This is a genomic window from Brevibacterium sp. CFH 10365, assembly GCF_009299785.1.
GTDB classification, from domain to species: domain Bacteria; phylum Actinomycetota; class Actinomycetes; order Actinomycetales; family Brevibacteriaceae; genus Brevibacterium; species Brevibacterium limosum.
In genome coordinates this window covers 59018-74318 of the sequence record NZ_VIGO01000001.1, presented here as the reverse complement: position 1 = coordinate 74318, position 15301 = coordinate 59018, and the positions used below count along the sequence as shown (strand labels likewise).

The window sequence follows — 15301 nt, the reverse complement described above, 5'->3', positions numbered from 1 at the left end:
CGCATTTCTGAAAGGAGAGACGGTCTATCGATCACAACATAGTCGGCGTAAGGACACGGTTGCTCTTTAAGACGCGACGTAATGCCGATTAAGACGCTGGGCGCTCTTGGTCTTAGCCATAGATGGTCAGTGCCTTCACCGCCAGCTGTCTGCAATACACTGGGGCCAAAGGGAAACAGGGGAGGGTCACGTGAGTAAGCCGTTGCTAGTGTGTCGTGACAGCGACGATTCGATTGAGCCCACATTCAGCGTTTTCTGTGTTGGGTATGAGCAAACCCGCTGGCGAGCTCACGAACTAGTCCGTGATTTTTTCCGACGGCACCTAAACTCCTTCGCTCTTAGCTTCTCCGAGTGGAAAAAAATCGACGGTGACAGTGCTGCAGCGGCGCTTGCCCGGTCGGCGAAGATGGTCTATGCCACCGATAACTACAAGCGGCGAGGAGAATTCGGCGAACTCTTTCTCCACGGCATTCTCCGAGACTTCTATGGTGCAGAACCCGCCGTAAGCAAGATCTACTTCCTCGACACGCCTAACGATACTGCAAAGGGCTTCGACGCTGTCCACGTGGTAGTGAACGACACTGGCGAGCTCGACCTGTGGCTCGGGGAGGCAAAGCTCTATGTCGACATGAAATCAGCCATCTCAGCTGTTGTCGCCAGTCTCAATGAGCACATGGGCAACGAGTTCCTGCGAAAGGAATTTCTAGCGATATCGAACAAATTCGATGACGGGTGGGAGCATGTAGAGAAGCTGAAAGAATTGCTTGACGACAACACCTCACTTGACGTAATCGTGGATCGACTTGTCATGCCAGTGCTCCTAACATACCAATCCGCCACCATCGGAACCTACGACAAGGTCTGTGATCCGTACATTGCGGACCTCATTGTAGAGGCAAAGGAAGCTTGGCAGGATTTCAAGGACAAACTTCCATACGACTTTCCTTTGGCTATTCACTTCATCGTACTTCCGCTGGAAGACACGAAAGCCGTGCGCGACATTGCCCACGAGACCCTCATGAAGTACCAGACGCTATAGGAGACGTGCGTGACCGAGCAACTCGATGCTCCGTACTTTAGTGAGCTGAAGGACCTCGCCCGATACACGAGGAAACCGGAACTCCATGAGGAGGGGCGGGAACGACTTATCCGGTTTCTTGATTCTTATACCGGAGCCTTGGCGGTTGACCCGGTGGTCGACTCGCTTTGTATCCATTTTGGGCTATATCCCTATTTGAGCCCATCCAAACTAGCGCTATCGACGGCTGAAGCACTTGCGGTCGAGTTTCACCGACCGAACGTCGATCTTCGAGGCGATGACTTCTTCTTCCATTCAGATCAGTCCAAGATTTTCTACCAATTGATGGATGGTAAGAGCATCATTCTCTCAGCCCCAACCTCGTTCGGGAAATCGGTCATACTCGATGCTCTTGTCGCTTCCGGGATGTGGAGGAATATCGTCGTGATTGTTCCGACAATTGCACTAATCGATGAGGTGCGCCGTCGACTAGTTAGGATCGCCAACCAATACAATCTCGTGACGCATCCCAGTCAAAAGCCAGCCGAACGCAACATATACGTTCTCACGCAAGAGCGTTTTCTCGAATTGCCGGATCTACCTGAGGTCGGCCTCTTCATGATTGACGAATTCTATAAACTGGGTTCCAGCAATCCGGACGACCAGCGCATGAGCATGCTCAATATAGCTTGGAGTCGTCTTCGATCTACGGGTGCGCAGTATTATCTCACCGGCCCAAACGTGGACAGCCTTGCAACGACGTTGGACTCCGACCTGCGTGGAAGTTTGTTGGTGTCTGATTATAAGACAGTGGCCGTGGATATTGAGGATCGCTCGTTTATCCCTGATGAGGATCGCCTTGCCGACATGGCGGAGTACTGGCCTGCGCTAGAAGGGTCTACGCTCACGTTCGTGTCTGCGCCACCTCGCGCGGAGCGAGTTGCAGTTGCCATATCTCAGTTTCAGCCCGCTTTAGCCACGGACAATTTCGCAACCCAGGTTGCGGACTGGCTTGCTGAGAATTTCCATCCTTCATGGCGTGTTGTCGAAGCGCTGAAGGGAGGCGTCGGTACGCATACCGGCCCAATGCCTCGAAGCCTGCAACGAATCATGATCCGGCTCTTCGGATCAGGGAAAATCAGCTCGCTTGTATGCACAACTACGTTGATCGAGGGTGTTAACACTACGGCGAGGAACGTGATTGTCTACGATAAGAAGATCGATCGTCGGCCCATCGACTACTTTACATTCAGTAACGTGCGGGGGCGAGCTGGACGAATGTCCAGCCACTTCGTTGGCAACGTGATCAGCTATATGGAGCCCCCGAACGTGGAGAAAATGGAGGTAGACATCCCCATCGACTCGCAATCTGAGAGCGCTCCACTCTCGTCCATTGTCCAGCTCCCTAAAGAGAGCCTTAATAGTGATTCAAGAGGGCGCCTCGACAATGTGATGACTCAATCGGACCTATCGTTGGATACTATCAAAGCCAATCGAGGGTATGACCCTGAAATTCAAGTCGAAGCAGCCCGACTACTGCGCGCAAATAAGGGATTGCGGAGCAATTTTGCGTGGACGGGATACCCTACCAATGAGCAGGCTCGTTCCGTGTTGGAGTTCGGGCTCCTGAACCTTTTGGCGCCGAGACAGCGCCGAGGGATGAACGTCAACCGTATGTGGGGCATGCTCGGCGCTGTACGTGATACGCAAGGTGACCTCCTTGAGTTGGTTGCTCGGCAGAGCGAATACCGCTTCCCGAATGAAGACCGCAGCGACGTGGTGTCGACTGTTCTCGCGTTCCAGCGCAATTGGATGGGGTTTACCATCCCCTCATTGCTACGCGCCTGCCAACGAATTTATAACGAAGTAGCCACCTCAGCGAACGAGCAGCGTAGTAACTACGAGTACTACCTCTCGCAGATCGAGAGCTTGTTTCTCGCCCCAAGCCTTTTGGACCTAGATGAGTATGGCCTGCCGCTACCGCTGGCCCTTCGCTTTTCCCAGCTGGGAATGGTGCAGGCCGCTGAAGTCTCAGAAGTGTTGGATTCATTCGTGCGGCTTGCCCAACAACAGTCGGTCCGGTCGAGCTTGTCGGCAGTTGAGTTATGGATTGTGGATGACGTGCTGGCCGGTCTTGGCATGAACACAAGTTCGGCCCAGGACGCGGATTGATGTTCGTGGCCACTTGCGGATAGCAATATAGCTCTATCAAGGGCCTTGCTGTGACACAGGTGGCCGAATTGCAACAGCGGGAGTCTATGGAATATTGCGCTCAAAACGCTAGCTGCCGTGTTCGCGTTTGGAGCCGTGTGGCTCTCGGAGTTCCGACATTCCTGCGTATTCGGGGTAATTTAGGAGTGCCTTGCGCTTCGCGAAGGGGTGGGTGCTTTGACTGGGATGGTCTAGCACATCCTCGAGAAGGAAAGAGACGTGCAGATGGAGTTACGTGTGGTGCCACAATCCGTACTCAAAGTGTGGTCGATCATGCATAATTCGTTCACGCACAAGTCGTCAGCCGCGGCCGCGGCGATGAACTATGTTCTGGAGACTTCGTGGAAACGGGTCTCGGCGCCGGGGAACTGAACCTATATAACTCTGGAAGTAGGAGAACACCTGGCGAGCGGTATTCGAAATCCAAGAGGGCCGGTACTTCTAGAGTTTCCGGCTTGGACCACTGTTTAGAATTGAAAATATAGATAGACCCAAACTTGACGAAAGCCATAAGAGAGGTGACTCCTTGTTCAACATGCTCATAGGTCTGCCGGAAGGCGGCGCGCTCTCTAAAGATCGTCTTCTGGAAGGTACAGAGACTCGCGTCATCGATCGTCTGAAACTGGGTAGCGGCGATTTCACCGAGCTACTTAAGCTACCGACCCTTGCCATGCCAGAAGTGGCCCCAGAGGGATCATCCGACGTGGCTAGAGTGGGAACACTGAGCCGTATTTCGCCGAGCGGCAATAGCTACATGTTGCAGTTCACCCCTAACGTGAACATTGCCCCAATCCCCGTTAACGAGCTTCTCGCTAACCAGGACGCTTTCGACATCGAGCAGCCTTGGGGTTTCCACAGGACCAGACTCATAGTTAAAGACATCGACCTCTATCGCACCCTGCTTGAACGAAGGCAGTCTTCTGAAACGGTTTGTCCCAGCCGCAAGTACCTCAATTTTCCCGACGGTCCGACCGACGAGAACTTGGTCGTAGTGATGATGCCATTCAGTCGAGAATTCGAGCCAGTCTGGGAGACAATCCAGCACACAGTATTCGACGTCGGCTTGAACTGTGATCGGGCCGATTCAATTTGGGCCGAAGACGCAATCATGGATGACATTGTGGGGCTATTATGGCGCGCAAGAATTGTCATCACTGATTACACAAGTCACAATGCCAACGTTTTCTATGAAACTGGAATCGCGCACACTCTCGGCCGACAATGTATTCCGCTCACACAAGCGACTGACGAGATACCGTTTGACTTGAAGCATCTTCGAACTCTGAAGTACGAGACGTCAGACATCGGTTTGAAACAGCTTAAGCTCGAACTCGGTGTACGTATTCGCAACATACTGCGGACTAGTTAGCCACCGCCACTACAGGTCGGCAAAGTGACCAGATTAGCGGCCCTGTCGCTGCTATGAACAAGGCGTACTCCTTAGTGTAATAGCTCTGGCCAGTTGTGATTTTTTGTACTAAGCGCGGTGCCCTAGTTAGAAACGAAGCCTAGCCACCTACTGAGACGCGCTGTTGTGCTCTGACGCTACAGGGCTAGACTCATCTGCTGGCAAGTACGCGGCCACCGACTTTGCCGTCGAGACCACAGAACCGCGCCATCCCGAGAAGAAGCGCGACAAAACCTGCATCGCTGACTAGCCTACCGGCACGCCCGCCGACCGACTGGACGACAGTAACCCCACCACCAAGAAGAGGCACACGATGACTGAGACACCCGTCGAGTCCCGCGAAGAGAAGTCCCGCGCCCGCAAAGCCGTACTCGCGGCCGGACTGGGCAATGCCCTCGAGTGGTATGACATCATCCTCTTCGGGTTCATGGCCACCTCGATCACTGCGGTCTTCTACCCGGGCGAGGGCCTGTCCGCGCAGCTGATGACCTGGGCGACCTTCGCCATCACCTTCGTCGTCCGCCCGCTGGGCGCCATCCTCATCGGCCGCTACGCCGACAAGCACGGACGCAAATCTGCCCTGTCGCTGACGATCGGTCTGATGACCCTCGGCGTGTTCATCATCGTCGTCCTGCCCGGCGAGGCGACGATCGGCATCTGGGCCTCAATCGGACTCATCATCGCCCGCATCATCCAGGGAATCTCCGCCGGCGGCGAATTCGGATCGGCCACCGCCTTCCTCACCGAGAACGCCAAGCGCGGCAAGGCCTACTACGCCTCATTCCAGACCGCGACCCAGGGCATCTCGATGTTCCTCGCCGCCGGAATCTCATGGGTCCTCAGCTCGACCCTGAGCGAAGAGGCCCTGCACTCCTGGGGATGGCGAGTGGCCTTCGCCATCGGTCTGCTGATCGGACCCGTCGGCTGGTACATCCGTTCGAAGATGGACGACACCCCCGAATTCAAGGCCGCCGAGAAGACCGACAACCCGCTGCGCGTTCTCCTCAGCGAGCACTTCGGGCGCCTGTTCTCAGCGTTCCTCATCATCGCGATGGCCACGATCTCGGTCTACCTCATCACGTACCTGCCGCAGTTCGCCGTCACCAACCTCGGCCTCGACGCCTGGGCGGCGTTCCCCGGCGCCGTCGTCGCCGGCCTCATCACCCTCATCGGAGCACCGTTCGCCGGTCGTCTGGCCGACCGCGTGGGCCCGACGACCGTGATGATCCCGACAGCGATTGTGGGCATCATCGTCGCGTGGCCGATGTTCATTCTCCTGGCCGCGAATCCCACGATCCCAGTCCTCACCCTGTGCGAGGCGATCGTCGGCCTGTTCATGGTCTTCTACTTCGGCCCGATGCCGGCCCTGCTGTCCGAACTGTTCCCCGTCAAGGTGCGCAGCTCCGGCATGACCATCGCCTACAGCTTCGGTGTCGCGATCTTCGGCGGCTTCGCCCCGCTCATCCTCACCGCGTTGCTCGGCGCGACGGGCCTGCTGACCGTGCCCGGCTTCTACTACGCCGCCCTGTCCCTGCTCTCCCTCATCGGCGTGATCATGGCTCGGAAGCTCTACAGGCAGCGCTGATCGTTCGGCTCACCCTCGCCGAGGCGGTCCATCCTCCCCGCGGGCCCGTCCCGTCATGCAACGGACCCGACCCTGCACGCTCGCAGAGTCGGGTCCGTTGCCGCTTTCGCGGCTCCAAATCAGCCTCAGGTAACGCGATGCTCGTTTTTCGCGTCGCCGGCGGCGTTGTTTTCGAGTTTCGCGTTACCCGCGGCGGTTGGCGCAGTAGGAATTTCGAGCAAAGCGGTGATCAAGGCGTAGAGGTCGGCACCGAGAGATCGAGCTCGAGCCAAGTTCCGGAGCGGCGTCAGGTAACGCGAAGCTCGTTTTTCGCGTCGCTGGTGGCGTGTTTTTCGAGTTTCGCGTTACCTGAGGCGGTTGGGTGGCTTGGCGGCGGGGAATCCGGGCGAAACTGACTCGAGGCAGTGAGCCTGCGGTGAGGAGGCGGTGAGCCTGCGCCGCGGCGGCGGAGTGAGGGCCGCTCACCGGCAGAAGGCCGCACCGCCGGAGGCCTCACCGGCCGAGGGCCGCACCGCCGGAGACCTCACCGGCCGACGGGCGCTTCGGACCCGGCCGCCGCTGCGGAGTCCTCGTCCCGCCGCGCCTTCGCCGCAGTCCGCTCGACCCGCACGACGTGGGCGAGCAGCGCGAACCACACGAGAGCCAAGACTCCGAGCACCAGCCACACCGATGAGCTCTCGAGCCCGAAGGTGAGCAGGATGGTGCGGACGTTCGTGAGGATGATGATGCCTCCCGCGGCGACGGCCAGCACCTTCGCCGGCAGCAGCTTCACCAGCCACGCGGCGAAGGGTGCGGCGATGACACCGCCGACGAGCAGCGCCGCCACGATCTGCCATTCGATGCCCTGCGAGCCGAGCGCGATGAGGAACCCGAGCGAACCGCCGACGGCGACGACGAACTCGCTCGTATCGATCGACCCGATGACCTTCCGCGGCTCCAGGCGTCCCGATGACAGCAGCGTCGTCGTCCCGACCGGGCCCCAGCCGCCACCGCCGATGGCATCGAGCGCCCCGCCGACGAACCCGACCGGCACGAGCATCCCCGCGCTGGGCCGTGACCGGAACTCCGGACGCCTGCCGCCCAGAGCGAGGAACCGCCAGATGACATAGACCCCGAGCGCGAGCAGGATTCCCGAAATCCACGGGGTCACCGCCTCCCCGTCGAGGCTGGCGAGGAACGTCGAACCGGCGATCGCCCCGACGAACCCGGGCCCGGCGAGGATCCCGACCGTCCGCCAATCGACATTGCCGAACCGGTGATGGGAGATCCCCGAGACCAGAGTCGTGCCCAGCTCGGAGAAGTGCACCGCCGCCGAGGCGGCCGCCGGTGCCGTGCCCGCCGCGAGCAGCAGCGTGGTTGAGGTGACCCCATAGGCCATGCCCAGGGAGCCGTCGATGAGCTGCGCGATGAGGCCGACTATTCCGAGGATGATGAGCTGACGCATGTGCTTGCCTTTCGTGGATGACGCGAAGGATGTAGAGGCGCAGACGATGTGGACGACGTCGACGGTGCGGACGGTGTGAGAAACGCAGAAGCGTGCTGACAGCACACACTAGCGAAACTGTTGAGCAGAATGGAAAGACAGGCGCAATCCTACGAACTCGGTCGCGATGTGTCGAAAAATGACGGAGAATGGCGAAAATTCGCAGATGAATAGGCTGTGTGCGGTGTCGAGGCGGATGGGTTACGCTATGCGAATGCATTCACTCGTGACGATCACTGCTCGCCCTGGCTGCTCAGTCGTTGAGCAATCGACCTGCTCGGTGGCCCCGGTGGCCCCGGCGACCCCGGCGACCTCGGTGGCCCCGGCGACCTCGGTGGCCCCGGCGACCCCGGTGACCTCGGTGCCCCCGGTAGCCCCGGCGACCCCGGCGACCTCGGTGGCCCCGGCGACCCCGGTGACCTCGGTGCCCCCGGTAGCCCCGGCGACCCCGGCGACCTCGGCGGCCCCGGTAGCCCCGGTGCCCGCGGGAGAGCGGGCGCTGGGAATTCTCCAGGGGCGTCGGCGATGACGGGGCTGCCGTCGGTGGGTCTGATCTCCCACGGAACCTCATCGCCCACCGGTCAGGTCCTCATTGAGGTGCTCGCGGCCGAGGTCGCCACGGATCTGCGCATCCGTGGGCTCGCCGGCGAGGTGATGCTCGGCCATGTGGACGTCCAGAGCCCCGATGTCGACGAGGTGATCGCCCGTCTGCCCGACGATCGTCCGGTCGTGCTCGTGCCGCTGCTGCTCTCGCCGGGGTATCACGTCCACGTCGACCTCGCCGAGGCGGTTGGTCGTGCCGAAGCTGCCGGCCGCGACGTTCGGCTCGCTGCCACCCTCGGGCCCGACCTCCGGCTCGCGGAAGTTCTTGCCGACCGCCTCCCGCCGCTGCGCGTAAGTGATGAGGTGATCCTCGCCGCGGCAGGCTCGAGCGACGAGCGGGCGAACGAGTCCTGCCGCGAGATGGGCAGGCTGCTGGCCACAGAGCTCGAGCGTCCCGTCGAGGTCGGATTCCTCGCCGGCGCGGGAGTGCCGTTGAAAGACCTCGTCGAGGAGAGTCGGAGTCGCGGCGCCCGACCCGTGCTCGCGAACTATCTGCTGGCCCCGGGCTTCTTTGACGACCTCGCACGCAAACTCGTCGAGGGCGGCGGTGTGAGTGGCGGCGTGAGGAGCGGGGCTGCAGGCAGTGGCCCGGTGGGCGTCCTTGCTCCGCCCCTGCTCACCGATGGCAGCAGTGCTGCCGCCGTGCCGCCCCGGCTCGTCGATCTCGTCCGCGACCGAGTCCGCGAAGACGTCCACGTCCGCGACGAAGTGCGCGAAAGTGTCCACGACCGAGTCTGCGAAGGCGTCCGCGGCCGCGGGCAAGACGGCAGCCTCGGCGACGCCCATGCCGAAGGCGACGCGCACGATCGCGCCCAGGCTCACAATCGCACCCAAGCCCACGACCCCGTCCCGCAAGTGCTCAACGCCTGACCGCACTCTCAGCGGTCTGTGTCGTCATATGTCACTCCATGACACAATTTCCTCGAAGAGTTGTTGAGCAATCCGGCATTCATGTAGCGTGACTCATCACTGGTTCCCCGCAGCGTTTGGAGACAGCAATGTCCACTCAGGTGGAAGAGAACAAGGAAACAGCAGGTAAACGAGCCGCCAAGCGGCCCGCGCGCCCGAAGAAGTCCAATGGGCAGTGGAAGATCGATGGCCATGAACCGTTGAACAAAAACGAGATCGACAAGGCCGAAGACAACGGCCTCAACGTTCGCGCCCGCATCGAGGAGACCTATGCCAAGCACGGATTCTCCTCGATCGATCCTGACGACCTGCACGGCCGCTTCCGCTGGTGGGGCCTGTACACACAGCGCAAACCCGGCATCGACGGCGGCCGCACCGCGAAACTCGAACCGCATGAGCTCGAAGACGAATACTTCATGCTCCGCATCCGCATCGACGGCGGCAAACTCTCCACCGAACAGCTGCGGGTCATCGCGAACATCTCCAACGAGTTCGCCCGCGGCACCGCCGACCTCACCGACCGGCAGAACATCCAACTCCACTGGGTCGAGATCGAGAGCATGCCAGAGATCTGGCGCCGCCTCGAAGCCGTCGGCCTGCAGACCACCGAAGCCTGCGGCGACGTCCCCCGCGTCATCCTCGGCTCACCCGTGGCCGGCATCGCCGCCGACGAGCTCATCGACCCCACCCCGGCGATCGAAGAGATCTCGCGGCGCTACATCGGCGACGAGTCGCTGTCGAACCTGCCGCGCAAATACAAGACCGCGATCACCGGCCACCCCAGCCAGGACGTCGTCCACGAGATCAACGACTGCTCCTTCGTCGCCGTCGAACACCCCGAGCACGGCATCGGCTACGACCTGTGGGTCGGCGGCGCCCTGTCCGTCGTCCCCCGCTTCGCCGAACGCCTCGGCACCTGGGTCGCCCCCGACCAAGTCGTCGAGACGTGGCTCGGCGTCACCCAGATCTTCCGCGACTACGGCTACCGTCGACTGCGCAACAAGGCCCGCATGAAGTTCCTGCTCGCCGACTGGGGACCGGAGAAGCTCCGCGAGATCCTTGAGACCGAATACCTCGGCTATAGACTCGCCGACGGTCCCGCACCGGCCAAACCCCTGACGGCAGGCGACCACGTCGGCGTGCACAAACAGGCCGACGGCCGCTACTTCATCGGCGTCACCCTCATCGCCGGCCGCGCCTCGGGCACCCTGCTCGGCCAGCTCGTCGACCTCGCCGAGAAGTTCGGATCCACCCGGCTGCGCACCACCCCGCACCAGAAGGTCCTGCTGCTCGACATCGACGAAGCCGATGTCGATGACGTCGTCGCGGGCCTCGACGCCCTGGGCCTGTCCAGCCGCAAGGACCTCTTCCGCCGCTCGACGATCGCATGCACCGGCATCGAATTCTGCAAACTCGCCATCGTCGAGACCAAGCAGACCGCCGCCGACGCCGTCGAGAAGCTCGAAGAGCACCTCGCCGGCATCGACCTGCCCCACCCGATCAGCCTTCACCTCAACGGCTGCCCGAACTCCTGCGCCCGCATCCAGACCGCCGACATCGGGCTCAAGGGCCAGATCGTCACCACCGACGACGGGGAGCAGGTCCCCGGCTTCCAGGTCCACGTCGGCGGCGGCCTGGCCTCGAAGGACCGGGACGAAGCCGGACTCGGCCGCACCGTCCGCGGGCTCAAGGTCACCGCCGAGAACCTCACTGACTACGTCGAGAAGCTCGTCCGCCGATTCCTCGCCGGACGATCAGAGACCGAGACATTCTCCGAATGGGCCCACCGCGTCGACGAGGAGGAACTGACATGAGCAGCACCGACACGACCACGACCGCGACCCGGGCAGACACCCCGGGTCAGAGCCGGCGCCCCGAACCGCGGCCCATCGAGGAACTGAAAGCCCTCGCCGAGGCGGGAGCCCGTGAACTCGGCGGTGACCCGGAGAACGGGGTCCCCGAGGCCAACCCCGCCCACGTCATCCGCTGGGTGTCCCGGAACTTCGACACCGCCGCGTGCGCCGTGGCCTGCTCGATGGCCGACGCCGCCCTGCCGCACTACGTCGCCCAGTACCAGCCCGGCGTCGACGTCCTCTTCCTCGACACCGGCTACCACTTTCGTGAGACCTATGACACCCGCGACGAGGTGGCCCGGAAGGTCGATGTCCACATCGTCGACGTCCTCCCGGAGCAGACCGTGGGAGAGCAGGATGCCGAGTTCGGCAAGGACCTCTTCGCCCGCGACCCCGGCCTGTGCTGCGCCCGCCGCAAGGTCGCGCCCCTGAAGAAGTCCCTGAACGGCTACGAACTCTGGTTCACCGGGGTCCGCCGCGACGAGGCTCCGACCCGGATCAACACGCCGCTGATCACCTTCGATGAGAAGAACGGCCTGGTCAAGGTCAACCCTCTGGCCGCGTGGTCCTTCGATGACCTCACCGACTACGCCCGTGCCTTCGACGTGCCGGTCAACCCTCTGCTGTCGCAGGGCTACCCGTCGATCGGCTGCCAACCCTGCACCCGCCCCGTCGCCGAAGGCGAAGACCCCCGAGCCGGCCGCTGGTCAGGCACGAACAAGACAGAATGCGGACTCCACACATGAGCATCGACACCTTACTGACCACCTCGACCACCACCGGGACACCCACGGACACCCTGTCCACCCTCGACATCCTCGAATCCGAGGCGATCCACATCATCCGTGAGGTCGCCGCCGAGTTCGACAACCCCGTGCTGCTGTTCTCCGGCGGCAAGGACTCCGTGACCGTCCTCCACCTCGCAGCGAAGGCGTTCTGGCCGGCGAAGATCCCCTTCGGGCTCCTCCACGTCGACACCGGACACAACTTCCCCGAGATCATCCGCTTCCGCGACGAGACCGCCCAGCGATTCGGCCTCGACCTCACAGTCGCCAAGGTCCAGGACTACCTCGACGACGGCCGGCTGAGCGAACGCCCCGACGGCACCCGCAACACCCTCCAGACCCAACCGCTGCTCGACGCCATCACCGACGGCGGATTCGACGCCGTGTTCGGTGGGGCCCGCCGGGACGAGGACAAGGCCCGGGCGAAGGAGCGGATCCTGTCGCTGCGCGACGAATTCGGCGGCTGGAACCCCAGCAGCCAACGCCCCGAGCTGTGGAACCTCTACAACGGACGCCACCTGCCCGGCGAACACGTGCGCGTGTTCCCGATCTCGAACTTCACCGAACTCGACGTGTGGAGCTACATCGCCCGGGAGGACATAGCCCTGCCCGAGCTCTACTTCGCCCACGAACGCGAGGTCTTCAACCGCGATGGCATGTGGTGGGCGACCGGCGAATTCTCCGTCCCGCGCGACGACGAGAGGCTCACCCGCAGGACGGTCCGCTACCGCACCGTCGGAGACATGAGCTGCACCGGGGCCGTGGAATCGGCCGCCGGCGACCTCGAATCCATCCTCGCCGAGGTGGCCGCCACCACTGTGACCGAGCGCGGTGCCACACGCGCCGACGACCGGATCTCGGCCGCGGCGATGGAAGACCGGAAGAAGGACGGGTACTTCTGATGACGACCACACCCACCACCACAACGACCAGCGACACAGCCGCCTCGGTGGACACGACGACGAAGACGCTGCTGCGCTTCGCCACTGCCGGATCCGTCGACGACGGCAAGTCCACACTCGTCGGCCGACTCCTCCACGATGCGAAGGCGATCCTGGCCGACCAGCTCGCCGCTGTCACCGCCACCAGCCGGGAACGCGGATTCTTAGGAGGCGAGTTCGACTTCGCCCTGCTCACCGACGGTCTGCGGGCCGAACGCGAACAGGGCATCACGATCGACGTCGCCTACCGCTACTTCGCCACGGACAAACGCTCGTTCATCCTCGCCGACTGCCCCGGGCACGTGCAGTACACCCGGAACATGGTCACGGGAGCCTCGACCGCCGATGCCGTCGTCGTCCTCATCGACGCCCGCACCGGCGCGACCGAACAGACCCGCCGGCACCTGACCGTCGTCTCCCGGCTGAACATCCGTCACGTCATCATCGCGATCAACAAGATCGACCTGCTCGACTTCGACCAGCAGGCGATCGACAGCGTCGAAAACGATCTGAAGGACCTCGCCGGAGAGATCGGCCTCGACGCTCCGCACCTCATCCCGATCTCCGCCCTGGCCGGCGACAACATCGCCACTATCTCGGACAACACCCCGTGGTATCAGGGGCCGTCGCTGCTCGACCTGCTCGAGACCCTGCCGAGCACGGACGCGGACACCGCGGACTTCGAACCCTTCCGCCTCGACGTGCAGACGGTGCTGCGCCCGCAAGGGGGACTGGCCCCGGGACTCGACCCCGACTACTACCGCGACTACCGGGCGGTGGCCGGTCAGATCACCTCGGGTCAGGTTCGCCTCGGCGATGAGATCGAGATCCACCCGGCCGGGGTGACGTCCACGGTCATCGGCATCGACACCGCCGACGGCCCCCTCGAGACCGCAAGCGCACCCCTGTCGGTCGCGCTGCGCCTGGCCGACGACGTCGACACGGCACGCGGCAGCGCCATCGCCGCCGCCGGGACCCTGCCCGAACCGCGACGGGAGCTGCGCGCCGAGGTGTTCCCCTTCACCGCCGACGGACTGCGCACCGGTCAACGGGTGCTCGTGAAGACGGGTACGACGACGGTGAAGGCCATCGTCACCGTCACCGCCCGCCGCAACCTCGAGACCTCGCGGATCGAACCCGCCGAGGCGCTCGCCGGCAACGACATCGGCTTGGCCGAGGTGAAGCTCTCGGCGGCCCTGCCGATCCCGGACTTCCGCGCGCACGGTTCGGCCGGAGCGTTCGTCATCATCGACGCGCAGTCGGGGAACACGCTCGCCGCGGGAATCCACACCCCCGAGTCAGGCGACCCGCAGGCACGCGAAGCCGCAGACAACCAGGACCACGCACAGGAGCCGGCCTCATGACGCATTTCCCACCGCAGACCCCGGGCAGCGTGCTGCTCATCGGGGCCGGTCCCGGAGACCTCGGGCTGCTCACCGTCGCCGGTCTGCGCGCACTGGAAGGTGCCGAGGTCATCGTGGCCGACCGCCTCGGCGCGCGCTCTGTCATCGACCAACTCGAGGCCGAACGCGGCGAGGCCCTGAATGCTGAGATCATCGATGTCGGCAAGCAGCCGGGTCATCACCCGGTGCCGCAGGAGCGGATCAACGACATCCTCGTCGAACAGGCCCGGCGGGGTCTGCGGGTCGTCCGCCTCAAGGGCGGGGATCCCTTCGTCTTCGGACGTGGGGGAGAGGAGATCGCCCACTGCCGGGCCGCAGGCATCGACGTGCGCGTCGTACCCGGGGTGACCAGCGCGAACTCCGTGACCGCGCTCGCCGGAATCCCGCTCACCCACCGAGGCGTGGCCACCTCGTACACGGTCGCGACCGGTCACGATCAGCTCGCCGAGATCGGCGGGGGACGCGACCACACGGTCGTCATCCTCATGGGCGTGGGCACCCTCATCCACTCGGCCGGGGTGCTCGCCGCAGGTGAGCGCGGAACCGACTGCCCTGTCGCGATCGTCGAGGACGGATTCGGTGATCGGCAGCGGGTGACGATCGGGACGCTGGGCACGATCGCCTTCCATGCCGCCCGCCGAGGCGTCCGGTCACCGGCGATCATCGTCGCAGGCGATGTCGTAACCTTGAGCCCCTACGCCGACGGTGCGTTCACCTCGGCGCTCGACCCCGCCGCCGCGCACACGGCCGAACTGCTGAGGAACCCATGACCTACATCATCGCGCAGCCCTGCGTGGACGTGAAGGACCGTGCCTGCATCGAAGAATGCCCGGTCGACTGCATCTACGAAGGCACCCGCTCCCTCTACATCCACCCCGACGAATGCGTCGACTGCGGAGCCTGCGAACCTGTCTGCCCCGTCGAGGCGATCTTCTACGAAGACGATGTCCCCGATGAGTGGGAAGAGTATTACAAGGCGAACGTCGAATTCTTCGACGACATCGGCTCCCCGGGCGGGGCCGCCGCCCACGGGGTCATCGACAAAGACCATGCTTACGTTGCGGGCCTGCCCCCGCAGAACACCGACGACTGAACGAGGACA

Annotated in this window: 13 protein-coding genes; 12 read left to right on the top strand and 1 reads right to left on the bottom strand. The window is 62.9% G+C overall.

Annotated features, from left to right (window positions below):
* The first annotated feature begins 190 nt into the window (after nucleotides 1-190).
* From FHG09_RS00280 to FHG09_RS00265, 4 genes are all read left to right on the top strand, one after another.
* Nucleotides 191-1039, top strand: a complete 849-nt coding sequence (locus FHG09_RS00280; protein WP_193627226.1) for a DUF1837 domain-containing protein — start codon at nucleotides 191-193, stop codon at nucleotides 1037-1039.
* 9 nt (nucleotides 1040-1048) lie between these two features.
* Complete coding sequence (locus FHG09_RS00275; RefSeq protein ID WP_152345710.1) at nucleotides 1049-3190, top strand: DEAD/DEAH box helicase; 2142 nt, start codon at nucleotides 1049-1051, stop codon at nucleotides 3188-3190.
* 565 nt (nucleotides 3191-3755) lie between these two features.
* Complete coding sequence (locus FHG09_RS00270; RefSeq protein ID WP_152345709.1) at nucleotides 3756-4598, top strand: hypothetical protein; 843 nt, start codon at nucleotides 3756-3758, stop codon at nucleotides 4596-4598.
* A gap of 352 nt (nucleotides 4599-4950) precedes the next feature.
* Entirely contained in the window at nucleotides 4951-6222 is a 1272-nt protein-coding gene (locus FHG09_RS00265) for an MFS transporter (protein WP_152345708.1), read from the top strand.
* A gap of 523 nt (nucleotides 6223-6745) precedes the next feature.
* Here the strand turns inward: FHG09_RS00265 and FHG09_RS00260 are convergent.
* Nucleotides 6746-7666, bottom strand: coding sequence for a sulfite exporter TauE/SafE family protein (locus FHG09_RS00260; protein WP_152346226.1), 921 nt, complete (start codon nucleotides 7664-7666; stop codon nucleotides 6746-6748).
* A gap of 253 nt (nucleotides 7667-7919) precedes the next feature.
* Between FHG09_RS00260 and FHG09_RS19895 the strand changes: the two genes are divergently transcribed.
* The 8 genes from FHG09_RS19895 to fdxA all read left to right on the top strand — a co-directional run bounded on the left by FHG09_RS19895 (nucleotide 7920) and on the right by fdxA (nucleotide 15292).
* Nucleotides 7920-8234 carry a hypothetical protein gene (locus FHG09_RS19895; RefSeq protein WP_227492459.1) on the top strand — a complete coding sequence of 105 codons (315 nt, stop codon included), beginning with the start codon at nucleotides 7920-7922 and terminating at the stop codon, nucleotides 8232-8234.
* Nucleotides 8231-9178, top strand: coding sequence for a sirohydrochlorin chelatase (locus FHG09_RS00250; protein WP_152345706.1), 948 nt, complete (start codon nucleotides 8231-8233; stop codon nucleotides 9176-9178). The genes FHG09_RS19895 and FHG09_RS00250 overlap by 4 nt, the downstream gene beginning before the upstream one ends.
* A gap of 128 nt (nucleotides 9179-9306) precedes the next feature.
* The gene (locus FHG09_RS00245) at nucleotides 9307-11031 is read left to right on the top strand and encodes a nitrite/sulfite reductase (RefSeq protein ID WP_152345705.1); all 1725 of its coding nucleotides are present in this window, start codon (nucleotides 9307-9309) and stop codon (nucleotides 11029-11031) included.
* The gene (locus tag FHG09_RS00240; protein ID WP_152345704.1) at nucleotides 11028-11816 is read left to right on the top strand and encodes a phosphoadenylyl-sulfate reductase; all 789 of its coding nucleotides are present in this window, start codon (nucleotides 11028-11030) and stop codon (nucleotides 11814-11816) included. The genes FHG09_RS00245 and FHG09_RS00240 overlap by 4 nt, the downstream gene beginning before the upstream one ends.
* Nucleotides 11813-12757 carry a sulfate adenylyltransferase subunit CysD gene (cysD, locus tag FHG09_RS00235; protein ID WP_152345703.1) on the top strand — a complete coding sequence of 315 codons (945 nt, stop codon included), beginning with the start codon at nucleotides 11813-11815 and terminating at the stop codon, nucleotides 12755-12757. Before FHG09_RS00240 ends, cysD begins: the two co-directional genes overlap by 4 nt.
* Entirely contained in the window at nucleotides 12757-14160 is a 1404-nt protein-coding gene (locus FHG09_RS00230) for a sulfate adenylyltransferase subunit 1 (protein ID WP_152345702.1), read from the top strand. Before cysD ends, FHG09_RS00230 begins: the two co-directional genes overlap by 1 nt.
* Entirely contained in the window at nucleotides 14157-14969 is an 813-nt protein-coding gene (gene cobA, locus FHG09_RS00225) for a uroporphyrinogen-III C-methyltransferase (RefSeq protein ID WP_152345701.1), read from the top strand. Before FHG09_RS00230 ends, cobA begins: the two co-directional genes overlap by 4 nt.
* The gene (fdxA, locus tag FHG09_RS00220) at nucleotides 14966-15292 is read left to right on the top strand and encodes a ferredoxin (RefSeq protein WP_152345700.1); all 327 of its coding nucleotides are present in this window, start codon (nucleotides 14966-14968) and stop codon (nucleotides 15290-15292) included. The genes cobA and fdxA overlap by 4 nt, the downstream gene beginning before the upstream one ends.
* The last annotated feature ends 9 nt before the right edge of the window (nucleotides 15293-15301 follow it).